Below are 22,349 nucleotides of genomic sequence, written 5' to 3'. Positions count from 1 at the left end.
TGCCCGTGTGCCGCAGCTCTCATTTAATTGCCGTCCGCAGCCCGCAAGAGACTACGATCGAAACGGGCCGGCATCCTTTTCGTTAAGCTGGCCCTAGACCAAGGCCGCCGTCGCAAGAGGACGTCGGGCGCGTACCGGGGCAGGGCGCCAAACATGCGGTCCCGCCATGCAATGCAGAGAGAAGTGAGGAAACATCCTCGTGGTCAAGACTACTGACATCATCCTCGGCGTGATTGCCAAGGACCTCAAGAAGTCCCCCAGCGACGCCCTCGTGGTAGGCGTAGCGCAAGGTGCAGACGGTCCCGTGCTGCTCTCCAATCCCTTGAGCGCGAAGGCTGCCGAGTCCATCGCGGGTTCCTTGAAGGTCCTGGGCATTACGGGAGCAGCGGACCAGGTTCACCGCCTTCCGGGCCTGCCGGAGACGGGCTCGGAACTCCTCGTGCTCGCCGGGCTCGGCAAGCCGCAGGCAGACGGCAGCTTCACCGGCGAAGCACTGCGTCGTGCAGCCGGCTCCGCGGTCCGCCAGCTTGCGGGCCTGGCGTCGGTGACGTTGGCGTTCCCGACGACGGCCCTCGCCGACGTCGCTGCCGTGGCCGAAGGCGCAGCCTTGGGTGCCTACTCCTACACCGAGCACCGCTCCAGCAAGGACGGCTTGAAGGCGCCGGTAGCCAAGGTTTCGATCTTCACAGCCGTGGATGCAAAGGAAGCGCAACCGGCCCTTGACCGGGCGATCGTCCTCGCCCGGGCCGTCAACGCCACGCGCACGCTGGTCAACCAGCCGCCCAGCCACCTCTTCCCCGAATCATTCGCCGAAGCCGCGAAGGAACTTTCCAAGGGCCTCCCCGTCAAGGTCACGGTCTGGGACGAGAAGCGCCTGGAAAAGGAAGGATTCGGCGGCATCCTCGGCGTTGGCAAGGGATCCACCAGACAGCCGCGCCTCGTCAAGGTTGAATACGCCCCGGCCAAAGCTGCCCGCAAAATCGCACTCGTGGGCAAGGGCATCACTTTCGATACCGGCGGTATCTCCATCAAGCCGGCCCTCGGCATGGGCGACATGAAGAGCGACATGGCCGGTGCCGCCGTCGTACTTAATGCCGTCCTGGCCATCGCATCCCTTGGACTGCCCATCAAGGCAACCGCGTGGCTCTGCATAGCGGAGAACATGCCCTCCGGTGCGGCGCAGCGGCCCGCGGACGTCCTGACCGTCTACGGCGGGAAGACCGTGGAGGTCCTGAACACCGACGCCGAGGGCCGGCTGGTCATGGCCGACGGCATCGTGGCGGCCAGCGAAGAGAAGCCCGACGCGATCATCGACGTCGCCACCCTGACCGGTGCGCAATTGATCGCACTTGGCCTGCGCACAGCCGGCGTCATGGGGACCGATTCGGTCACCTCGGCACTGAAGTCCGCAGCCGACCGGGCCGGTGAATTGGTCTGGCCGATGCCGCTGCCCGAGGAACTGCGCCCGAGCCTGGACTCGCAGGTGGCAGACCTGGCAAACATTGGAGAGCGCAATGGCGGCATGATGACTGCAGCCGTCTTCCTGCGCGAATTCGTTGGCAAGAACGGCAACGGTGAACAGATCCCGTGGGCCCACGTGGACATCGCCGGGCCGTCGTTCAACAACGGCAGCCCGTACGGATACACCCCCAAGCAGGGAACCGGATGCACCGTCCGGACCCTCGTGGCGTACGCGGAAGACCTGCTGACCGCCTCCGCCTAGATCCGCTACCCGCTCCACCAAAGCTTCCGTGGGCCGGCCGGGAACACTCCGGCGGCCCGCGGAAGCCCGGAATCATGCGGCTGATAGCGCTGTGTCACACGCGAACGTGAGTCTCGACACAAGCGCTCCACATTCGCCCGCGGAGGGTGGAGCATGGGTAGGTGGTTCGCTAAGGTGAACTCGATAGTCACAAATGCAAGAGAACTTACGTGCTGGCATAATCGCGGCAGTACAAGTTCCAAAGACCAGATGGCACGCACACCCGTGTCATCATTCACGCGAGGGAGCGTTTTAGTGGCCGATCAGGCAACTGCGCAAGAATTCGACATCCTGGTACTCGGTGGCGGCAGCGGCGGCTACGCCACGGCCCTGCGGGCCGTACAGCTTGGGTTCACCGTTGGCCTTGTGGAAAAGGCAAAGCTCGGCGGAACCTGCCTGCACAACGGTTGTATCCCCACCAAGGCCCTCCTGCACTCTGCCGAACTGGCAGACCATGCACGTGATTCCGCCAAGTACGGCGTGAACGTGACGCTTGACGGCATCGACATGCCGGCCGTCAACGCCTACAAGGACGGCATCATCGCCGGTAAGTTCAAGGGCCTCCAGGGACTCATCAAGTCCAAGGGCATCACGGTCATCGAAGGCGAAGGCAAGCTCCAGGGCACCGACACCGTCGTGGTGAACGGTACCGCCTACAAGGGCAAGAACATCGTGCTGGCCACCGGCTCCTACTCGCGTTCACTGCCCGGCCTGGAAATCGGCGGCAAGGTCATCACCTCGGACCAGGCCCTCACCATGGACTACATCCCCAAGAGCGCCATCGTGCTCGGCGGCGGCGTTATCGGTGTCGAGTTCGCATCCGTCTGGAAGTCGTTCGGCGTGGACGTCACCATCGTCGAAGGCCTCCCCTCCCTCGTGCCGAACGAGGACGCCACGATCGTGAAGAACCTCGAGCGCGCTTTCAAGAAGCGCGGCATCAAGTTCAGCACCGGCATCTTCTTCCAGGGCGTCGAGCAGGACGAAAACGGCGTCAAGGTCACCTTGGTTGACGGCAAGACCTTCGAAGCCGACCTCCTCCTGGTAGCCGTCGGCCGTGGCCCTGTCACAGCAAACCTCGGCTACGAGGAAGCCGGCCTCACCATCGACCGTGGGTTCGTCATCACCAACGAGCGCCTCCACACCGGCGTGGGCAACATCTACGCCGTCGGTGACATCGTCCCGGGCGTGCAGCTCGCCCACCGCGGCTACCAGCAGGGCATCTTCGTCGCCGAAGAGATCGCCGGTTTGAACCCCGCAATCGTCGAAGACATCAACATCCCCAAGGTCACCTACTGCGAGCCCGAGATTGCCACCGTTGGTTACACGGAGAAGGCAGCCAAGGAAAAGTTCGGCGAAGACCAGGTCCAGACCCAGGAATACAACCTTGCCGGTAACGGCAAGAGCTCCATCCTGGGCACCGGCGGCATCGTCAAGCTCGTCCGCCAGAAGGACGGCCCCGTTGTGGGCGTCCACATGATCGGTTCCCGTATGGGTGAACAAATCGGAGAGGCCCAGCTCATTGTGAACTGGGAAGCCTACCCGGAAGACGTGGCCCAGCTGGTCCACGCCCACCCCACGCAGAACGAAGCCCTGGGCGAAGCCCACCTTGCCCTCGCGGGCAAGCCGCTCCACGGCTAAGTCCCCACCAAGACAAACGGAACGGGCGTCTGCGGCATCATTGGCCGCTCACGCCCGTTCCGGACCAGCAGAACTCATCCGCACAAAAGATCAATAAGGAGAACGGGGACGACATGTCTGAATCCGTTAACTTGCCCGCCCTCGGTGAGAGTGTCACCGAAGGAACCGTCACCCGCTGGCTCAAGCAGGTTGGTGACCGGGTAGAGATCGACGAGCCGTTGCTCGAGGTTTCCACCGACAAAGTAGACACCGAAATCCCTTCTCCGGTCGCTGGCGTTATCGAAGAAATCCTCGTCGCTGAAGACGAGACCGCGGAAGTCGGCGCCCCCTTGGTCCGCATCGGCGATGGCTCCGGTTCGGGCTCGACCGGGGAGGCACCTGCCCAGGAAGCTCCCGCTGCTGAAGCACCGGCTGAGCAGCCGGCCCAGGAAGCTCCCGCCGCTGAAGCACCGGCTGAGCAGCCGGCCCAGGAAGCACCGGCCCAGGAAGCTCCCGCTGCCGGCGGCGAAGGCCACGAGGTCACCCTCCCGGCCCTCGGCGAGAGCGTCACTGAAGGCACCGTTACCCGCTGGCTGAAGGCCATTGGCGACACCGTTGAAGTTGATGAGCCCCTGCTGGAGGTCTCCACCGACAAGGTCGATACCGAGATTCCTTCCCCCGTAGCTGGAACTTTGCAGGAAATCCGCGTCAGCGAGGACGAAACAGCTGAGGTCGGATCGGTCCTGGCCGTCATCGGTTCAGGCGCAGCCGCACCTGCTGCGGCTCCGGCACCCGCTGCGGAAACTCCTGCCGCAACCGAGGCTCCCGCCGCTCCTGCTGCCGAGGAAGCTCCGGCTCCCGCAGCGTCCCCGGCCCCGGAGGCACCGGCTGCCCCGGCTGCTCCGGCCCAGGAAGCTGCACCCGCTGCTTCTGCCCCTGCAGCAGCCCAGTCCGAGTCCGGCAGCTCCTCCGAGTCCGGCTACGTCACCCCGTTGGTGCGCAAGCTCGCAAACCAGCACGGCGTAGACATCGCCTCCGTCTCCGGCACCGGCGTCGGCGGCCGCATCCGCAAGCAGGATGTGCTCGCAGCTGCCGAAGCAAAGCAGGCTGCTGCAGCACCGGCACCGGCCGCTGCTCCTGCTCCCGCCCCCAAGGCTGCTGCTCCGGTTGTTGCTTCGTCCCTGCGCGGTACCACCGAGAAGGCACCCCGCATCCGTCAGGTCATCGCCCGCCGCATGCGCGAGTCGCTTGAGGTCTCCACGCAGCTGACGCAGGTGCACGAAGTGGACATGACCAAGATCGCCAAGCTTCGCCTCAAGGCCAAGAACAACTTCCAGGCCCAGAACGGCGTCAAGCTCACGTTCCTGCCGTTCATCGCCAAGGCTGTTGCCGAAGCCCTGAAGCAGCACCCCAAGCTCAACGCTGCCTACGACGAGTCCAAGCAGGAAATCACCTACCACAACGCCGAGCACCTCGCGATTGCCGTGGACACCGACAAGGGCCTCCTTGTTCCTGTCATCGCAGACGCGGGCAACCTGAACCTCGCCGGTCTTGCCAGCAAGATCGCCGACGTCGCAGGCCGCACCCGTGATGGCAAGATCGGTCCGGATGAACTGTCAGGCGGCACGTTCAGCATCACCAACATCGGTTCCGTCGGCGCGCTGTTCGACACTCCGATCATCAACCAGCCGCAGGTCGGCATCCTGGGAACGGGTGCGATCGTCAAGCGCGCTGTAGTGGTAGCTGACGAGAACGGCGACGATTCGATCGCCATCCGCTCCATGATGTACCTGTCGCTGACCTACGATCACCGCCTGGTGGACGGCGCCGACGCCGGCCGCTTCCTCCAGACCCTCAAGGCCCGCCTTGAGGAAGGTGCGTTCGAAGCGGACCTGGGCCTCTAAGCCCGGTCACAGCACACCATAGATAAGAAGAGGGGCAGGTTCTCCGGGTAGGCCCGGAAAACCTGCCCCTCTTCCGTGTTCCGGTCGCCACGCCCCCTGGACAAGCACGTTTCTGCTACGTGATGTAGAAGAAACTGGCTAAGCTTGGCTCATGAGTATCCTGTACAGCATTCTGGTGTTCCTGCACATCGTCGGCGCCGCCATGATCGTGGGCTACTGGATCGCCACCATGAAGACGCCCACTGTGCATCCCCGCCAGCGGGACGGTGCGTTCCTTCAGCTCCTCACCGGCATCGCCATGATGGGCCTTATTCCCTTCATGGATGACAAGGACCCGAACTACGTCAAGCTCGGTATCAAGTTCGCCATAGCGATTGTGGTGGCAGTCCTGGCAGTCATCGGCTCCCGCAAGGTCAAGAAGGGCGAGCCTGTCTCCACCGGCCTGGCTCACGGAGTCGGCGGGCTGGCGCTGGTCAACATCGCTCTAGCCACCCTCTGGAACTAAGGGTTCCGGAACCACCTACTGCGGAACCATCTACTGCACGTCCCAGTCGCGCCAAGCACCGACACCGGTCAACAGCCGTCCTGCCCATGGCAGGGCGGCTGTATATTGTCCGGCGGCCTGCTGGCCGGGGGTCACAATCCACTGACAGCGGAATGTCCGTGCACGTCCTCCCCCGAATCCATAGGATTGGACACGGTGGCAACCCGCGAAGGCGGGTGCCGGCTCACAACTACCCAAGGAGTGGATATGGCAGCAGTACGCACCGCACACACCGTCTGGAACGGCAACCTGATGGAGGGCTCCGGCAACACCACGCTGGACAGCTCGGGACTCGGCACGTTCGACGTCACCTGGAAGGCCCGCACCGAACAGGCCGGCGGCAAGACCAGCCCCGAAGAACTTATTGCAGCGGCCCACTCTGCGTGCTTCTCCATGGCATTCAGCCACGCCTTGGCCGGAGCCGGTTACACTCCGGAAGAAGTCCAGACCAAAGCGGACGTGACCTTCGTTCCGGGTACCGGCATCACGGGCAGCCACCTGACCATGAGCGCCCGTATCCCCGGCATCTCCGAAGAAGAGTTCCGCCGCATCTCGGAGGAAGCCAAGACCGGCTGCCCCGTGTCCGGCGCGCTCTCGAGCATCGACATCACCCTGGATGCCACCCTCACCGCCTAAGCCGGCAAGTTTCCCCCACGGACTGTCCGCTTGAGGACAATCCTTTCCGGAACAAACCATCCGGTAATACGGGAAAGGCCCTGCACTTGAAGAAGTGCAGGGCCTTTCCCGTATTCCTAGCGGGCCTGGGGGCGGGCCGGCAACGCGCCTGGCCGGACGCTCCTGTAGCCCTCCCGGAGCGGAGGCCGGTCCGTAGGCAACTCCTGGATCATTTCCTTGAGCGCGCCGATGCCGTACTCCAGCTGCGGATCAATGCCCGCTGCGTACGCGTGCGGAGGGAACAGTACCTCGATGTCCGGTTCCACGCCGCGGTTTTCCACGTCCCAGCCGATGCCTCCGCCGAACCATGTGGCGTACCGGGGCTGCGTAACGCCCGTCCCGTCAGCCAAGGCAAAGCGGTTGTCAATGCCGACCACCCCTCCCCAGGTCCTGGTGCCGATCACGGGACCGATGCCACGCAGCTTCGAAACCTGGGTGATGATGTCGCCGTCGGAACCGGCAAACTCATCGGCCAGGATGACCACCGGCCCCCGGGGTGCATGATGCGGATAGGTCCGCGGTTTTTCGCCCCGGGGCATGCTCCAGCCTGTGACTTTCCGGCCGATCAGCTCGGCCACCAACTGCGAGGTATGGCCGCCACGGTTCCGCCGAACGTCAACAATCAACCCGTCCAGGGCGGTTTCGGTATCCAAGTCACGGTGCAGCTGCGCCCATCCGTTGGCCATCATGTCCGGAACGTGCAGATAGCCGAACTTACCTCCGGACGCCTCGCGGACAGTGCGGCGGTTGCCGCGCACCCAGTCCTGGTACCGCAGCCGTTCCTCGTCCCGTACGGGCACCACGGCAACCCGCCGCTGGACCCCTGCTGCGATGCCATGGCCCGGGCCATTCACCAGGGTCAGCTCCACCGTGCGGCCTGCCGCACCGACCAACTGCATCGCCGGGGTCACGGCGGCAGAAAGCCCGACGCCGTCAATCGCCAGAAGCACGTCGCCCACCTTCGCGTCCGCTCCCGGACGTGTCAGGGGTGAGGTGGCGAGGGGATCGGAGGATTCGCCGGCCAGGATGGCGGTGATCTCCCAACCGTGTTCTCCCAGCTGGAACTCGGCTCCCAGCCGGCCCTGGCCGTTCCGGCCCGGCTCACTGACAGCAGCCGGCTTGACGTAAGCGTGCGAGGTCCCCAACTCCCCGTGGATCTCCCAGAGAAGATCCACCAGGTCATCATGCGAACCGAGCCGCTCCACGATCGGGCGATAGCGCCGATGCACGGACTCCCAATCCTGGCCTGCCATGTCCGGTGCCCAGAAGAAGTCCCGCTGGAGGCGCCAGGCCTCGTCGAAGGCCTGGCCCCACGCCGCGACGGGGTCCAGGATGACGCGGATCCTGTTGAGTTCAACCTTCACCAGGTCGCCGGACTCTTCGTCGACTTTCTTATCAGCCGGAACTGACGTCATCTGCTGGTCCAGCACGTAGACGATCCGTTGCCTGTCGCCGCTGAGCCGGTAACGGTCGGCGGCCTTGACCAAGGTGGTCTCCTGGCGCTTTGCAAGGTCGTAGCGGATCAGTGCCGGAGCGGGCTTCTTGTCCTGCAGCGTTCCTTTGCCCTCTCCCGTGACGCCGGACAACTCCGTGTCCAGCCAGAGGAGGGATCCCCCGCCCGCCGTCAACGCGGAGTAATTCCCTTGCGGCACAGGCACGGCAATGACGCGGTGGGCGAGTCCCTCCGCATCCACCCGCACGACGGGAGCGTCGCCGTCGTCGTTCTTCCCGGCGTCGGCGGGATCGTCTTCAAGGGTGTCGATGGAGGGCCCGAACGGCGACGGCGTATCCGCAGCCAGCGCTGCGAGGTACGGCTTGATGGGGCTTGGGAAGGACAGGTCAAAGGAGTGTCCGTCATAAACGGGGTCGAAGCTCCGGTTGGAAAGGAACGCAAGGAATTTGCCGTCCGGAGTGAAGTGCGGCGATTCGTCGCAGAACCGTCCGTCAGTGACGTCGATGATGTCGGTTGCATCCCCGCTGGGCTTGGCGATCCTCAGCTTGCTGCGGGTCCCGAACGACGTCACCGGCTCGGACCAGGCGAGCCACTGCGAATCCGCCGACCAGGCCAACTGTTCGACGCTGCCTTCACCGATGCTGACCAGCCGGGACAAGGCTCCGGACGCCGCGTCCGCCACAAACACGTCACCGAACGCAGTTCCGATCGCCAACCAGCGACCATCGGGGCTTGCTTCCAGCGCGCTGACCCTGGCAGGCGCCGGAAGTTCCACCCTGACTTCGCCGTGGTGCTTCGCTCCGGGGGCAGCAGTGGGCTCCGCCGCCGCAGCCGCCGTGTCCGGTGACGGAGCTCCGGTGTCCGCTTGCGCTGTTCCCGCGCTTGCCGACGCGGGGTCTCCGGCCTTGGGTTCCTGCGGGGCTCCCGCCGCTGATTCGGGTCGACCCACAACGCGGGATACGGCCACCGGCTTCGGGAGGACTCCGTCCGGCGCTTCGCTGGCTTCTTCCGGCGACGGCTCCGCGGCGGACTGGCCCGTCACGGCCTGTGCCGTCGCAGGCTTTGCGGGAGGGGCCAAGCGCGCGGCAATACGTTTGATGTAGAGGGCTTCGACGCCGTCGTGATCGGCTACGTAGGCAATCCTGCCGTCCGTCAGGGGACGCGGGAGGCGCGCACGCACGCCGGGCGTCGCTTCAACCACGCGCGACGGGCCGTCCTTATGGCGCAACCAATGGACCGTGCCGTGGGTTTCAACGGCGCTGGCGGTTCCGTTGATGTTGGGAACCACGTCACCGAGGTGGCCCGACACCTTCAAGGGGGCCGGGCGACGAGCCGGTGAAGCGGACCCGAGCGTGATCTCCAGTTTGGTGGCTACAGCCTCGGAATCGAGTGACGGAAGGATCCACAGCTCCCCCGCGGATTCAAACACCACCCTTGTACCGTCCGTGCTTGCGTGCCGGACGTAGAAGTCCTCGTGGTCGGTATGCCGGCGCAGATCGGAACCGTCCGGGCGGACCGAATACAGGTTGCCGTATCCCTCATGGTCGGAGAGGAAGGCAATGCGGTCCTTGATCCACAGGGGGTCGGTAAGGTTGCCGTCGAGCTCCGGGACCAACCGCTCGTACTCACCGTTGCCGTCAGCATCGATCCACAACTTCCCTGCCGTACCACCCCGGTACCGCTTCCACCACGCAGGTTCCCGGGACAGGACGCTCGCCAGGACAACCGGCCGCTCATCCCCAACCTCCGGGCCGAATGCGACACCCTCCACAGGTCCGAAAGGAAGTTCGACGGCGGCGCCGCCTTCGAGCGGCAGGCTATAGGCGTGGGTGTGCCGGCTTTCGGCCTTCTGGAAGGCGCTGGTCACCACGATGTGGCCCGATGGGTTGAACCCCTTGACTTTGGTAGTGCTGTGCCCGAAGTAGCTCAACTGTTTGTAACCGGCACCGTTGATATCGGCAGTCACCACTTCCGGCGCCGTTCCCACCACCGTTGTCCACACGAGTCGCTTGCCGTCCGGAGTGAACCTGGGATTCCGTGCCGGCAACTGCTGGGAGGAGACCCGCCAGGCGCGGCCGCCCGTGACGGGAGCAATCCAGATGTCGTCTTCGGCCACGAACGTGACAAGGTCGCCGTGCACATGCGGAAAGCGGAGGTAACTGGAAGAGGTCATTGTTCGATCATAGTCAGAAGGTGAAACACCGTCGCCGCTGTTCAGCGGCGTTTCCAGCATGCACCGGCCCATGGTGAGATGGGTCATGAGAATCGTGATGTCCGGAGCTTCCGGAATGATTGGCACCGCGTTGTCCAAGCTGCTGGAGTCCCGTGGGGATCAGGTGATCCGGTTGGTGCGCAGGCCTGCGGCCAACAACAAGGAGTGGTCCTGGGATCCGTCCGCAGGTGTTTTGGACGAAGCGGTCCTGGACGGTGCCGACGCCGTAGTGAACCTTTCCGGCGCGGGGATCGGTGACCGTCCCTGGACGAAGAACAGGATCCGGGTTCTGCACGATTCCAGGCTCCAACCTACCCGGACCCTGACGGCGGCAATGGGCAGGCTCGGTTCCCCGCCACGCACCTTCGTCAGCCAGTCGGCGTCGGGGTATTACGGAGCGTCCCGCCGGGAAGTCCTTCATGAGGACTCAGCCCCCGGCGAAGTCGGAGTGTTGGCGCCATTGTGCGTGCAGTGGGAGGAAGCGGCCAGGACGGCTCCCGACGGTGTCAGGGTGGTGACTCCCCGTACCGGCGTCGTGCTGAGCACCCAAGGCGGGGCGCTGGGTCCGTTGCTTCCACTCCTCAAAGTTGGCTTGGGCGGCCCCTTTGGCAACGGCCGGCAGTACTGGCCGTGGATCACCTTGGCCGACGAGGCCTCGGCGCTGGCGTTCCTTGTGGATTCGCAGCTTGAGGGCGCCGTGAACCTCTGCGCTCCGGGCCTCGCGGACGTCAACACAATCGTTGCCCGGCTGGCCGAGGGCTTCCACCGGCCGGCATTCCTGCGGGTACCCCGGCCGGCCCTCAGGCTTGTCCTGGGCGGACTTGCCGATGAGCTGGTTATGGCAGACCAAGCGATGTATCCAGGCAAGCTGGCCGGGGCGGGCTTTACGTGGCAGCATCCCGAACTGCGTCAGGCAGTGGCTTGGCTGACGAGCCGGCCTGGCCGGTAAGTCCAACAGCCTCAAAGCCCGACCCACTCACCGGCCGGAAGCCCTCACTGGTCCGAAGCCAGGATTTCGACGATGCGCCATGCCCCTTCCGTCCGTTTCAAGACGAGCCGCAGGTCCTGGGGTTTGCCTGCCGGCTGCCGGTGCATGACCCGGCCCGCTGCGTCCCTCTCTTCGTAGTCGGAGGTGGTTGCTGTCAGTTCCACTTCGGCGCTGTTTCCATCCTTGCTTCGCAGGGAAACGTTGGCCACCTCGGTGGACAAGCCGCCCAGCCGGATGCCTTGCGAGGCGAGGTGCCCGGATAAGTCCTTATCTGCAGCCTCAGCCGGCGAGCCGGGACCATTGACCAGGGCCAGCAGCTCCGGGCGTCCTTCGCGCAATGCAAGGTCCCGCACTCGTGACAGGGCCGGGAGGGCGGCCTCGGGTTCGGTCGCCTTGAGAGCTTGGGCGAGGTCGGCCGGGAGGTCATGGCTGAATGGTGTGGTCCCGGCGACTGGAACAGCGGACCGCTCCCCCGTCGAAACAGCGGTGGCATCAGGGGTCTGCTGTGATGGGGATCCGTTGGGCCACAAGTAGGCCCCGGCCGCAAGGAGCGCCAGACCGGCTACGCCGATCGTTCCGGCCTTTACGATGCCTCCCCGAACGCCTTTGCCGGAGGACCGGCGGCCAGCGGCACGCAGGTTCCTCCCGGAGGAGGTTACGTCACTTTCCCAAACCAATGGCGTGGTCCGCTTGCGGCGCCACGGGAGCCGCCGTCGTCGTGTATCCGCGTCCCGCCGGCGGGTCAACAGCTCTGGAATGACGGACGGGTGGACCGCCCCGGCAAGATCCACCGGATGCGCGGCCGCGCTTCGGTGCACGGCCGTACCGAACTCTTTGGCAGTGGGGCGGACCCTCGGATCGGGATCAAGCCCGGCCTCGAGGGCCGCGGCAAGGCCGGAAGGAACCCCCGGAACCAACAACGGCAACGGGGGCCGTTCGGGGCCAGGCTCAGGAGCGTGGCCGGTGAGGCAAAACCAACCCAACGCAGCCAATGAGTACACATCGCGGGCAGGTTGGAGGATCCTCCTGCCCGCCCGGCCAGTGGAAAAACTGTCCGCGAAGCCTTCGGTCCCCGCCGGGTGGGGATCCTGGACTTCTCCCAGAAGGCTTGCCGTTCCCAGATCTGCCAGCAAGGGCTTGCCGTGGGAGGTGAAGAGGACGTTACCGGGCGAGATATCACCGTGCACAGTGCCCTCACCGTGCAGATAGGAGAGTGCATGCGCCAGCGGAACCAGGACGGTCACCGCCTCGCCGATGCCGAGGCTGCCGCGTATCGCGACGAGGGCGGCCAGTGAGCCTCCGGCGGCGTAGTCGAGGACGAGTCCCACGCCGTCGGAACCGTTGCCACTGAACTGCACGACGTCGTGAACCCTCAGCAAGTGCCCGTGCCGGAGCGATGACATCACTGCCACCTCCCGGGACGCGCCGTCCACCATGGGTACGTTCCCGGCATCCTTCTCCGGGACGGCGATGCACTTGATGGCGAACCTTGAGCCGGCCCCGTGCCCCGGGCCGTGGTCCTTTTCAGCCAACCAGACTGTGGAGGATGCACCTCGACCCAGGAAACGGTGGACCCGATAGCCGGGAATGGCAGGCGGAGATGAAGGAGATTTATCCGGAGAACCCATGTCAAAGGTCTACCCCACGCCGGGTTTTCCTGCAGAAGTTATCCACAGGCTCCAAGGCCATCGCCCGATCCGCCCGACGCCGCACGGATGCGACTGAGAGGTTCACCACAAAACCATGGGCACCGTTCCACGGGGTCTAAGCTTGAAGTCATGACTCTTGAGTTCTCACAGCTGGGTCTTGCCCCTGATTTCGTTGACTACATGCAGGGCTGGGACCTGCAGCGCGAAATCCACAACAAGGTTGTTGCGGGCGAGAAACCCAGTACCGTCCTGCTTCTGGAGCACGCAGCCGTCTACACGGCCGGCAAACTCACCGAAGACCATGAGCGCCCCTTCGACGGTACCCCGGTGGTTCCAGTGGACCGGGGCGGCAAACTGACCTGGCACGGACCGGGACAGCTCATCGCCTACCCCATCCTCAAACTCAAGAACCGCGCAGGCATCCGCGACTACGTTGAGCGCCTGGAAGCCATCATGATCGCGGTCATGGAGGATTACGGGATCAAGGCCGTTCGGATCAAGGGCCGGGCCGGCGTCTGGGTCCTGGCGGATGACAAAGGACCGGACCGGAAGATCGCAGCGATCGGCATCCGCGTCCTGAATGGCGTCACCATGCACGGTGTTGCCATCAACTGCAGCAACGATCTCACCCCGTACGCACAGATCATCGCTTGCGGAATCACGGACGCCAGCGTCACCACCATGTCGCTGGAAACCGGCCGGACCATCAATCCGGCGGACATCGTTGACAGGTTTGTGGAAGAGTTCCGCAAGCATGAAGAAGCACTTGTTGCAACACCAGAAGGAGCACTCCAGTGACCCTGGCACCTGAAGGCCGTAAGTTGCTGCGCGTTGAGCAGCGTAACGCGGCGGTCCCGGTTGAGCGTAAGCCTGAGTGGATCAAGGCGAAGGTCCAGATGGGCCCTGAGTTTGTTGGGTTGAAGAACCTGGTGAAGAAGGAAGGCCTGCACACGGTGTGTGAGGAGGCCGGGTGCCCGAACATTTTCGAGTGCTGGGAAGATAAGGAAGCGACGTTCCTGATCGGCGGGTCCGAATGCACGCGGCGCTGTGATTTCTGCCAGATCGATACCGGCAAACCCTCCCCGCTGGACCGGTTCGAACCCACAAAGGTGGCCCGGAGTGTGCAGTCGATGCAGCTGCGCTACGCGACCGTGACCGGCGTGGCCCGTGATGACCTCGAGGACGAGGGCGTGTGGCTGTACGCCGAAACGGTCCGGAAGATCCACGAACTGAACCCCGGCACCGGGGTGGAACTGCTGATCCCGGACTTCTCCGGCAAACCCGAACACATCGCCGCGATTTGCGAGTCCAAGCCCGAGGTGTTCGCGCACAACGTCGAGACCGTGCCCCGGATTTTCAAGCGGATCCGTCCGGCGTTCCGGTACGAGCGCTCCCTGGACGTGATCACCCAAGGCCGGGATCTGGGCATGGTGACCAAGTCCAACCTGATCCTGGGCATGGGCGAGACCCGCGAGGAAATCTCCGAAGCCCTCCGGGACCTCCACGATGCCGGGTGTGACCTGATCACCATCACCCAGTACCTGCGCCCCTCCGAGCGGCACCTGCCCGTGGACCGGTGGGTCAAGCCCCAGGAATTCGTGGACCTCCAGCACGAGGCCGAAGAGATCGGCTTCCTCGGCGTCATGTCCGGGCCCCTGGTCCGCTCCTCCTACCGCGCCGGGCGCCTCTGGGCCACCGCGATGCGGAAGAAAGGATGGGCCATCCCCGAAGCCCTTTCCCACATCGAATCCTCCGGCACCACCCGCCAGGAAGCCTCTACCATCCTCGCCGCCCACGGCTAAACCAGCCCGCGGCTAACCAAACACAGCACCCAAAACAGAAGACGAACCAAACCATCGGAGCCTCCGGCGCCTGTAAGAACACTTACCGGTGCCGGAGGTTCCGGTGCTGGTGCATGCATCACGTAGAATTAAGGCACTATGGCGAAATCCCCTGACTCCAGCAACTCGACCCCTTCGGCCGACGCTCCCAAGCGTGGCCTGTTCCAGCGCAAGCCCAAAGAAGCCAAGGCCAAAAAGCCCAGCCAGCTGAAGCAGATCGCCGAAGTCTTCAAGATGACCCGGCGCAATGATCCACAGGTTGTATGGATCATGGTGTTGGCGTTCCTTGCCGTGGTAGCCGTTGCCTTCCTTATCGGCTTCCTTCTGGAAAACTGGGTCACCGGCCTCATTATCGGCATTCCGCTGGGACTGCTGGCCGCGGTCTTCATCCTTTCCCGTAGGGCTGAGCGCGCAGCCTTCGCCCAGATCGAGAACCAGCCGGGCGCCTCGGGTGCCGCATTGGGCACGCTTCGCCGCGGGTGGATCACTCAGGACCAGCCTGTTGCCGTGAACCCGCGCACCCAGGACGCCGTCTTCATGGCCATCGGTCGTCCCGGAGTTGTCTTGGTCAGCGAGGGACCCAGCCATCGCGTCAAGACCCTGGTGGACGGAGAGCGCAAGCGCCTGACCCGCATTCTCCCCAACGTCAGCGTCCACGTGATTGAGTCCGGCCGCGGCGAAGGCCAGGTGCCGCTGAACCAGATTGCCAAGACCATGGGCAAGATGAAGAAGGAACTGACCAAGGTGGAAGTGAACGCCGTGTCCAAGCGAATCAACTCCCTGGGCAACCGCCTTCCGATCCCCAAGGGCATTGATCCCTACAAGGCCCGTCCGGACCGCAAGGCTGCACGCGGCCGCTAAAGATCCGAAACTAAAAAGCCGCCCCGGCTCCGAGTGATCACATCACGCGAAGCGCCGGGGCGGCTTTTTGTTGGGCAGGGTTTGGCTACATCCGGATCAGGGTTTGGCTACATCCGGATCAGTGCCTGGCTACATCCGGATCAGGATGGTATTCATGGCTTTGTCATGGAGACCTCGCTGGTCCGGATCGAAGACCACCGCGGGAATAACCAGGCACAGCAGCACGGTGCGGACCAGTGCGGCCAAAGGGCCGGCCGGTTTCCCGCCGAGGCGTACAACATGGATTCCGGCCACTCTGTGGCCAATGCTGTATCCGAGGGTACCGATGAGGAGTATCTGCTCTGCCGCGAAAACGGCCAGGGTGGCCCATTGGTTGCCACCGAACGCGAAGTTACTGATGACCAACGCTATGGTCCAGTCGATCACGATGCCCAGGATGCGCCGTCCGGCCCGGGCGATGGAGCCTGGCCCGGACTCAGGAAGCCCCAATCGTTCACCGGGATATTTGGAGATGCCGGATGTGTCCGGTCCACTGAGCCAGGAGCCTATGTCTTTGCGATCAACCACCCCATAAGCTTAACTGTTCGAACGTCGCCGGGGTGCCGGCCTGCACCTGCACGGCGCTGTGGAATCCGTTGGCCGTGTTCAGCCAGCGGACCTGGTGGACCTGACACCCGCAAGCCGACTACCGTTTACACAACAGATGATTCTGTAACCTCCCGGAAACAATACTGACATTCCCGGGAAATCCCGTCTCCCTAAGGTGATAGGAGTTGCCAGCCACCGAGGCAAGGGGAGTTTCTGCGTCTCCAGATCCCCGGCCCGGGCTGCACCACGCGGCCTTCCCGGCCTGTTACTTGATATGCATAAGGAGCATAGATGTTCAAGACTGCGGACGAAGTCCTCAAGTTCATCAAAGAAGAAGACGTTAAATTCGTCGATATCCGCTTCACCGACCTCCCCGGTGTCCAGCAGCACTTCAACGTGCCGGCCAAGAGCGTCGACCTCGACTTCTTCGTGAACGGTCAGCTCTTCGACGGTTCCTCCATCCGCGGCTTCCAGGGCATCGCCGAATCCGACATGCAGCTCATCCCGGACGTGACCTCGGCCTTCGTTGACACGTTCCGCATCGAGAAGACCCTGGCCTTGAACTTCTCCATCGTCAACCCCCGCACGGGTGACCCCTACCACCGCGACCCCCGCGGCGTGGCGGAGAAGGCTGAGGCCTACCTGGCTTCCACCGGCATCGCCGACACCGCGTTCTTCGCACCCGAGGCTGAGTTCTTCGTTTTCGACAACATCCAGTACGAGTCCTCACCGCAGGGCAGCTTCTACAAGATCGACTCCGAAGAAGCACACTGGAACACCGGCCGCAAGGAAGAGGGCGGCAACCTCGGTTACAAGACCCCCGTCAAGGGTGGCTACTTCCCGGTCTCCCCCACCGACAAGCAGGCTGACCTCCGTGACGCCATGTGCGTTGAGCTGGACAAGGCAGGCCTCGAAGTTGAGCGTTCGCACCACGAAGTAGGTTCGGCGGGCCAGGCTGAAATCAACTACAAGTTCACCACGCTGACTGCTGCTGCCGATGACCTGCAGAAGTTCAAGTACGTCATCAAGAACACGGCTGATGCCTGGGGCAAGTCGGTAACCTTCATGCCGAAGCCGGTCTTCGGTGACAACGGTTCGGGCATGCACTGCCACCAGTCCCTGTGGAGCAACGGCGAGCCGCTGTTCTACGACGAGAAGGGCTACGCAGGCCTCTCCGACACCGCCCGCTGGTACATCGGCGGCCTGCTGAAGCACGCTTCGGCTGTCCTTGCCTTCACCAACCCGACCGTCAACTCCTACCGCCGCCTGGTCAAGGGCTTCGAAGCTCCGGTCAACATGGTCTACTCGCAGGGCAACCGCTCCGCCGGTATCCGTATCCCGATCACCGGTTCCAACCCGAAGGCCAAGCGCATCGAGTTCCGCGCGCCGGACCCCTCCTCCAACCCGTACCTGGCGTTCGCAGCCCAGCTGATGGCCGGTATTGACGGCATCCGCAACCGAATCGAACCCCCGGCTCCGATCGACAAGGACCTCTACGAGCTCCCCGCCGAGGAAGCCAAGGACATCCCCAAGGCTCCGGGTTCCCTGGAAGAAGCACTCGAAGCCCTCCGTGAGGACAACGAGTTCCTCCAGGCCGGCGGCGTCTTCACCCAGGACCTGATCGACACCTGGATCGAGTACAAGTACGAGAACGAGATCCGCCCGCTGTCCCTGCGCCCGAACCCCTACGAGTTCGAGCTCTACTACGGCGTGTAGTCTCTACGCAAACACGAAGGCCGCTCCCGGATCACCGGGAGCGGCCTTTGTGTTTGTTTCAGGAAGAATCCGAACGGAACCTACTCGGATTCCCTGTTCTGGTCCCGGTCACGGATGTTCCGGCCGAACTCGTCCAGCTTCTCCTTGACGGCTTTCGCAGCTTCGGCGAAGCCCTTCTCTGCGCTGCTCAGCGGATCCAGTTGCAGGTAGACCTCGTGATCGACCGTGAGATCGTACTCATCCTTCAAATGGGTGCCGCCGGACACCCCTGCCAGGGACAAGTACACCAAGGCCTCGGTCCGGGCAATGCCGGCAATGGTACCGAACACCACAGTGAAGTCATTCGGCTGGAAGCTCACCGATTGACCGACGTGGCGCCGATCGAGGTCGCCCGCCCGCACGGCCCGCTCTGAAGGGCTTGCGTTGTAATCCATGTACTTCCCCTTTCCTTGAGAACATCTACCCGATGAGTCTATAAGGGGACTTATGAATTTGCCGCACCTCAGTGTTTGATGGTTGGCGACTTTCCCGGCTCTTCAGGGGCCGCACAGTCACTGCAGAACACCTTGTCCGTTTCCTCGCCGCAGCATTGGCAGCGGTGCACCAGGGCTGATGATTCGATCACGTAGGCTGTCATAGCCCTAATGCTGCCCAACGGCCACCAGCAGTGGCACGAGTAGCGTGTACTCGTTTTTTCAGCGGATCGGTGGTGCCGCTACTTGGTTTCGAAGACTTGCACGGGTTCCGGGACTGCGAGTCCCTGTCCAAGGACCGCGTGTTTGCTGCCCGCCGGTTCCACGTCCGCGAAGGTAGCAAAACAACGCCGGCAGGAATACTCCCCGGCAAGGGCGTGACGTGATTTCCAATGCGGCCCCGCCTGCGCGCAGCGGAAGCACAGGGCGTCGGAGTACCATGCTCCGTCCGGGTCTCGTCTGACCGTCACGGGATGAAGCATAGGGCAAAACGGGGCCGCCGAACAGCCGCTTCCGGCGTCGGTTATATCCTGCCCTCGTTCAGGAAATCTGCGTGCATGATCCTCTGCGGTCCGGCAGCTCCCCCGAGGTAGCGGCCGGAGTCAACAAAGCCGGCCCTGGCATACGCCGCCTGCGCTGCCGGGTTCCGTTCGTTGACGGAGAGTACGACGCCGGTTTGCCCGCCACGGTGCCGCAGCGTTAGTCTGCGCGCCTCCAGCAGGGCCGCTGCCGCCGCTTGGCGGCCAAGCCCCTTGCCCTGGCACCGTGAGTCTATGAGGAATCCCCTGAGCAGCCAGGCCGAATCCTCATCTTCCCACCCGGCAAGAGTGGCCGCTCCGGCCTGGAGGGTCAGGACCCCAACAGCTTTTCCGGCAGACTCGATGACATAGGGGAACCGCGAACCCTCATCCAGGGCGACGAGCATCATCCGCAGGGGATCCCCCACGAAGTCCTGTTGCTCCGGGAGGATGCGCAGCCCCGCTACTTCCGCCAACTGGATGGCCCGTGCGTCCTCATCCAGGAGTTTGAGGGGAATGAGCCATACAGAGCTAGTTGCCATAGAACTTTTTCTCGAAAACGCCGCGCGCCCTGCGGCTCAGGCGAAGGTAGTCCTCCTCGAACCGGCCCGCCGCTCCGGGCTCGTAACCGCACCACCGGGCCACGGCCTCAAGGTCCCGCCGCGAGGAGGGCAGCAGGTCGGAGGCGCGTCCGGTGACAATGACGTTGGCCGACCGGATCCGGCTGGCGAGCCGCCATGCCTGACGCAACAGTCCGGCGTCGTTCTTGTCAATGAAACCCAGCTGTTCAGCGGCGGCGAGTGCTTCCAGCGTGGACGTGGTCCGCAGTTCCGGATGCTTCCCGGCGTGCTGCAACTGGAGCAGCTGAACCAGCCATTCCACATCGCTCAACCCGCCACGGCCAAGCTTTACGTGCCGGGCCGGGTCTGCGCCGCGGGGAAGGCGCTCTGACTCCACGCGGGCCTTGATACGCCGGATTTCGCGCACGTCCGCGTCCGATAACTCCTCCGGGTACCGGATGGAATCGATCAAGCTCATGAAGTCGGCAGCCAACTCATCCGAGCCTGCCATGGGGCGTGCGCGCAGCAACGCCTGGGCCTCCCAGATCAAGGACCAACGGCGATAGTACTCGGCATAGGAGTCCAAGGAGCGCACCATGGCGCCGTTCTTGCCCTCGGGACGCAGGTCGGCATCCACTTGGAGAACGCGCTCGGCCATGATTGCCGGCTTGAGCGGCTGCGTCAGGAGGCTGGATATTCTTGCGACGATGGCGGCCGCCTGTTCCTGTGCCTCGACGTCGCTGAATCCGGGGCGGGCCCGGTGCACGTAGATGACGTCCGCGTCCGATCCGTAGCCGATTTCGCGACCACCCTGGCGCCCCATGGCCACCACCAGAACGTCGGTCTTCAACGGGCCGTCCTCCTCGATGGCGTTTTCGGCCACATGCAGGGCCCCCAGCACCGCCGCACGGTCCGCCTCTGCCAGCGCCAGCCCGACGGCATCCTGGTCCAGCAATCCCGAACTGTCCGCAATGGCGGTGCGAAGGATCTCCCTGCGCCGGATGAGGCGGATCAGCCGCATGGCGCTGCCCGCGTCCGGGTGGCGGGACAGCTTGGACTTGATCTCCTGCCACTGCGCGGAGAACGGTACGGGCGCCAGATCCTTGTCGCTGCCCAACCACGCAACGGACTCCGGTGACACCTCCAGCAAATCCGAGATCAGGCGCGAATTGGCAAGGACGTGGCACAGCCTCTCCGCGGCGGCCTGCGAATCCCGCAGGAGTCCCAGATACCAGTGGGTGGTGCCCAACGCTTCGCTGACCCTGCGGAACGCAAGCAGGCCGGCATCGGGATCCACGCCGTCGGCAAGCCACCCCAACAAGATGGGCAGCAGCTGGCGCTGCAGGGCTGCCCGCCGACTGACCCCGGCGGTGAGCGCCTCGATGTGCCGCATGGCACCTTTGGGATCGAGATACCCGAGCGCGGCGAGTCTGCCCTCGGCTGCTTCCGGGCTAAGTTTTGCGTCCTCGGTGCTGAGCTTCGCCGCGGTGTTGAGCAGCGGCCGGTAGAAGATGCGCTCATGAAGTTCACGGACCGAGCGCTTGGTCTTCTGCCATGCGGCGATCAACTGGTCGGGGTGGGGCCGCCCATGCGAGAACGGCCCGAGGACGGCTTTGGCCAGGAACCGCTGCGCATCCTCGGCTTCCGGCATCAAGTGGGTGCGCCTGAGTTGGAAAAGCTGGATGCGGTGCTCGAGCACGCGCAGGTAGCGGTAGGCGCTATCGAACGCTGCGGCGTCGGCGCGGCCAATGTAGCCGCCGGCAGAGAGTGCCGCGATGGCCGACGTCGTGTCCCGGCACCTTAAGGACTCGTCGGACCTGCCGTGGACCAACTGCAGAAGCTGGACGGTGAACTCAACGTCCCGGAGTCCGCCCCGCCCAAGCTTGATCTGGCGGTGTTCCTCGGCGGCGGGAATGTGCTCGGTCACCCGGCGCCGCATGGCCTGCACGGACTCCACGAAACCGTCCCGGCCGGCCGAAGCCCACACCAGCGGTTCGACGGCTTTTTCATAGCGCTGGCCCAGGTCCGTGTCCCCCGCGATGGTCCTCGCCTTCAACAGCGCCTGGAATTCCCAGCTTTCAGCCCAGCGGGCGTAATAGCTCAGGTGTGACTCCAACGTCCGCACGAGTGGACCGGACTTGCCTTCCGGGCGGAGGTTCGCATCCACTTCCCAGAGGCCCGGCTCGGGAGCCGGAGATGAAATCGCCCTGGAAATGCCTGATGCCAGCGCTGTGCCGATGGTCGAGGCGCGGGCGTCGTCAAGGTCCTGCGACTCGATCACGTAGATGACGTCGACGTCGGAAATGTAGTTGAGCTCCCGGGCGCCGCACTTGCCCATGCCAATAACTGACAACCCGACGTCGGCTACTTCCGCGGCGTCGAACTGGCCGGCCGCCTCTGCCCGGGACACGGCCAAAGCGGCCTCAACGGCAGCCCCGGCGAGGTCCGCCAGTTCAGCCCCGGCCATGGGCATGAAGTCCTGCGGCGAGGCGGCACACAGATCCTTGATAGCCAGCTCAGCCAATCCCCGGCGGTAGGCCGTACGCAGCGCCGTGTACGCCGGAACTCCTGTCAGCCCTGCAACGGGGCGATGCGCTCCGGGCTCCGCCTTGACCGAACGCAGCAGTGTTGCGCGCAGTTGCTCGCTGGAAGCCTGGAGGGGTTCCGGGCTGACTTTCCCTTGGAAGACGTCCAAGTGCTCGGGCCGTCGCAGGAGGAATTCTCCAAGCGCTTCGGAGGCACCCAGCAACCGGTAGAGCGGCTCGCTGGTGTCCGGATCCGCAGCCGCCAACTCCTTGAGCCCGGGATTTTTCTCAATCAGGCGGACCAACGATTGCAGGGCAGTATCCGGACTCGCCGCCATCGACAGTCCGGCAAACAGTGCTTCCTGCTCGATGCCGTCCAGCTCCGGGGCAGAAAGGAACCGCTCGCCCTTTTCCAGGTCACTGAAGCCGGCCGAGATGAGCCGGCGCGCCAGGCTCACAGCGC

General features: G+C 64.2%; 16 protein-coding genes. 10 read left to right on the top strand and 6 right to left on the bottom strand.

Annotated elements, in window-relative coordinates; translation table 11 throughout:
* Positions 1-199 precede the first annotated feature (199 nt).
* The 5 genes from RI444_RS08025 to RI444_RS08005 all read left to right on the top strand — a co-directional run bounded on the left by RI444_RS08025 (position 200) and on the right by RI444_RS08005 (position 6,463).
* Positions 200-1,723 carry a leucyl aminopeptidase gene (locus RI444_RS08025; RefSeq protein WP_062096164.1) on the top strand — a complete coding sequence of 508 codons (1,524 nt, stop codon included), beginning with the start codon at positions 200-202 and terminating at the stop codon, positions 1,721-1,723.
* 294 nt (positions 1,724-2,017) lie between these two features.
* Positions 2,018-3,400, top strand: coding sequence for a dihydrolipoyl dehydrogenase (gene lpdA, locus RI444_RS08020; RefSeq protein ID WP_021473131.1), 1,383 nt, complete (start codon positions 2,018-2,020; stop codon positions 3,398-3,400).
* Between the two features lie 113 nt (positions 3,401-3,513).
* Positions 3,514-5,283, top strand: a complete 1,770-nt coding sequence (sucB, locus tag RI444_RS08015) for a 2-oxoglutarate dehydrogenase, E2 component, dihydrolipoamide succinyltransferase (protein ID WP_207604851.1) — start codon at positions 3,514-3,516, stop codon at positions 5,281-5,283.
* Between the two features lie 151 nt (positions 5,284-5,434).
* Entirely contained in the window at positions 5,435-5,788 is a 354-nt protein-coding gene (locus tag RI444_RS08010; RefSeq protein ID WP_021473133.1) for a hypothetical protein, read from the top strand.
* A gap of 246 nt (positions 5,789-6,034) precedes the next feature.
* On the top strand, positions 6,035-6,463 hold the full coding sequence (locus RI444_RS08005; RefSeq protein ID WP_021473134.1) for an OsmC family protein: 429 nt from the start codon (positions 6,035-6,037) through the stop codon (positions 6,461-6,463).
* Between the two features lie 116 nt (positions 6,464-6,579).
* On the opposite strand, the gene RI444_RS08000 is transcribed toward RI444_RS08005, so the two are convergent.
* Positions 6,580-10,128 carry a S41 family peptidase gene (locus RI444_RS08000; RefSeq protein ID WP_207604852.1) on the bottom strand — a complete coding sequence of 1,183 codons (3,549 nt, stop codon included), beginning with the start codon at positions 10,126-10,128 and terminating at the stop codon, positions 6,580-6,582.
* Positions 10,129-10,213: 85 nt separating this feature from the next.
* On the opposite strand from RI444_RS08000, the gene RI444_RS07995 reads away from it, so the two are divergent.
* On the top strand, positions 10,214-11,116 hold the full coding sequence (locus tag RI444_RS07995) for a TIGR01777 family oxidoreductase (RefSeq protein WP_207604853.1): 903 nt from the start codon (positions 10,214-10,216) through the stop codon (positions 11,114-11,116).
* 44 nt (positions 11,117-11,160) lie between these two features.
* Here RI444_RS07995 and RI444_RS07990 read toward each other — a convergent pair whose 3' ends face one another.
* Complete coding sequence (locus tag RI444_RS07990; RefSeq protein WP_242703103.1) at positions 11,161-12,687, bottom strand: serine/threonine protein kinase; 1,527 nt, start codon at positions 12,685-12,687, stop codon at positions 11,161-11,163.
* 246 nt (positions 12,688-12,933) lie between these two features.
* On the opposite strand from RI444_RS07990, the gene lipB reads away from it, so the two are divergent.
* From lipB to RI444_RS07975, 3 genes are all read left to right on the top strand, one after another.
* Entirely contained in the window at positions 12,934-13,602 is a 669-nt protein-coding gene (gene lipB, locus RI444_RS07985) for a lipoyl(octanoyl) transferase LipB (RefSeq protein ID WP_207604855.1), read from the top strand.
* Positions 13,599-14,606, top strand: coding sequence for a lipoyl synthase (lipA, locus tag RI444_RS07980; RefSeq protein WP_071416578.1), 1,008 nt, complete (start codon positions 13,599-13,601; stop codon positions 14,604-14,606). Before lipB ends, lipA begins: the two co-directional genes overlap by 4 nt.
* A 138-nt stretch (positions 14,607-14,744) precedes the next feature.
* Complete coding sequence (locus RI444_RS07975; protein WP_021473339.1) at positions 14,745-15,506, top strand: DUF4191 domain-containing protein; 762 nt, start codon at positions 14,745-14,747, stop codon at positions 15,504-15,506.
* 129 nt (positions 15,507-15,635) lie between these two features.
* Here the strand turns inward: RI444_RS07975 and RI444_RS07970 are convergent, their stop codons facing one another.
* Positions 15,636-16,073: an RDD family protein gene (locus RI444_RS07970; RefSeq protein ID WP_021473340.1), complete on the bottom strand. Its 438-nt coding sequence runs from the start codon at positions 16,071-16,073 to the stop codon at positions 15,636-15,638.
* A gap of 312 nt (positions 16,074-16,385) precedes the next feature.
* Between RI444_RS07970 and glnA the strand changes: the two genes are divergently transcribed.
* Complete coding sequence (gene glnA / locus RI444_RS07965) at positions 16,386-17,810, top strand: type I glutamate--ammonia ligase (protein ID WP_021473341.1); 1,425 nt, start codon at positions 16,386-16,388, stop codon at positions 17,808-17,810.
* Positions 17,811-17,890: 80 nt separating this feature from the next.
* Here glnA and RI444_RS07960 read toward each other — a convergent pair whose 3' ends face one another.
* From RI444_RS07960 to RI444_RS07950, 3 genes are all read right to left on the bottom strand, one after another.
* Positions 17,891-18,244 (bottom strand): hypothetical protein, encoded by a 354-nt coding sequence (locus tag RI444_RS07960; RefSeq protein WP_207604856.1) that lies wholly within the window; start codon positions 18,242-18,244, stop codon positions 17,891-17,893.
* Positions 18,245-18,806: 562 nt separating this feature from the next.
* Positions 18,807-19,343, bottom strand: a complete 537-nt coding sequence (locus RI444_RS07955) for a GNAT family N-acetyltransferase (protein ID WP_062096148.1) — start codon at positions 19,341-19,343, stop codon at positions 18,807-18,809.
* Positions 19,333-22,344, bottom strand: a complete 3,012-nt coding sequence (locus tag RI444_RS07950; protein WP_207604857.1) for a bifunctional [glutamine synthetase] adenylyltransferase/[glutamine synthetase]-adenylyl-L-tyrosine phosphorylase — start codon at positions 22,342-22,344, stop codon at positions 19,333-19,335. The genes RI444_RS07955 and RI444_RS07950 overlap by 11 nt, the downstream gene beginning before the upstream one ends.
* Positions 22,345-22,349 lie beyond the last annotated feature (5 nt).

This window comes from Paenarthrobacter sp. AT5 (assembly GCF_032764245.1).
Classification (GTDB): Bacteria; Actinomycetota; Actinomycetes; order Actinomycetales; family Micrococcaceae; genus Arthrobacter; species Arthrobacter ureafaciens.
The sequence above is the reverse complement of the archived record's forward strand: the minus strand, read 5'-3'. Positions and strand labels throughout refer to the sequence as shown.

What these genes read in the sequence shown, in the direction of transcription:
- sucB (WP_207604851.1), top strand. Translation starts at nt 3,514, where the DNA reads ATGTCTGAATCCGTTAACTTGCCCGCCCTCGGTGAGAGTGTCACCGAA.
- RI444_RS08010 (WP_021473133.1), top strand. Translation starts at nt 5,435, where the DNA reads ATGAGTATCCTGTACAGCATTCTGGTGTTCCTGCACATCGTCGGCGCC.
- RI444_RS08005 (WP_021473134.1), top strand. Translation starts at nt 6,035, where the DNA reads ATGGCAGCAGTACGCACCGCACACACCGTCTGGAACGGCAACCTGATG.
- RI444_RS08000 (WP_207604852.1), bottom strand. Translation starts at nt 10,128, where the DNA reads ATGACCTCTTCCAGTTACCTCCGCTTTCCGCATGTGCACGGCGACCTT.
- RI444_RS07995 (WP_207604853.1), top strand. Translation starts at nt 10,214, where the DNA reads ATGAGAATCGTGATGTCCGGAGCTTCCGGAATGATTGGCACCGCGTTG.
- lipB (WP_207604855.1), top strand. Translation starts at nt 12,934, where the DNA reads ATGACTCTTGAGTTCTCACAGCTGGGTCTTGCCCCTGATTTCGTTGAC.
- RI444_RS07975 (WP_021473339.1), top strand. Translation starts at nt 14,745, where the DNA reads ATGGCGAAATCCCCTGACTCCAGCAACTCGACCCCTTCGGCCGACGCT.
- glnA (WP_021473341.1), top strand. Translation starts at nt 16,386, where the DNA reads ATGTTCAAGACTGCGGACGAAGTCCTCAAGTTCATCAAAGAAGAAGAC.
- RI444_RS07960 (WP_207604856.1), bottom strand. Translation starts at nt 18,244, where the DNA reads ATGGATTACAACGCAAGCCCTTCAGAGCGGGCCGTGCGGGCGGGCGAC.
- RI444_RS07955 (WP_062096148.1), bottom strand. Translation starts at nt 19,343, where the DNA reads ATGGCAACTAGCTCTGTATGGCTCATTCCCCTCAAACTCCTGGATGAG.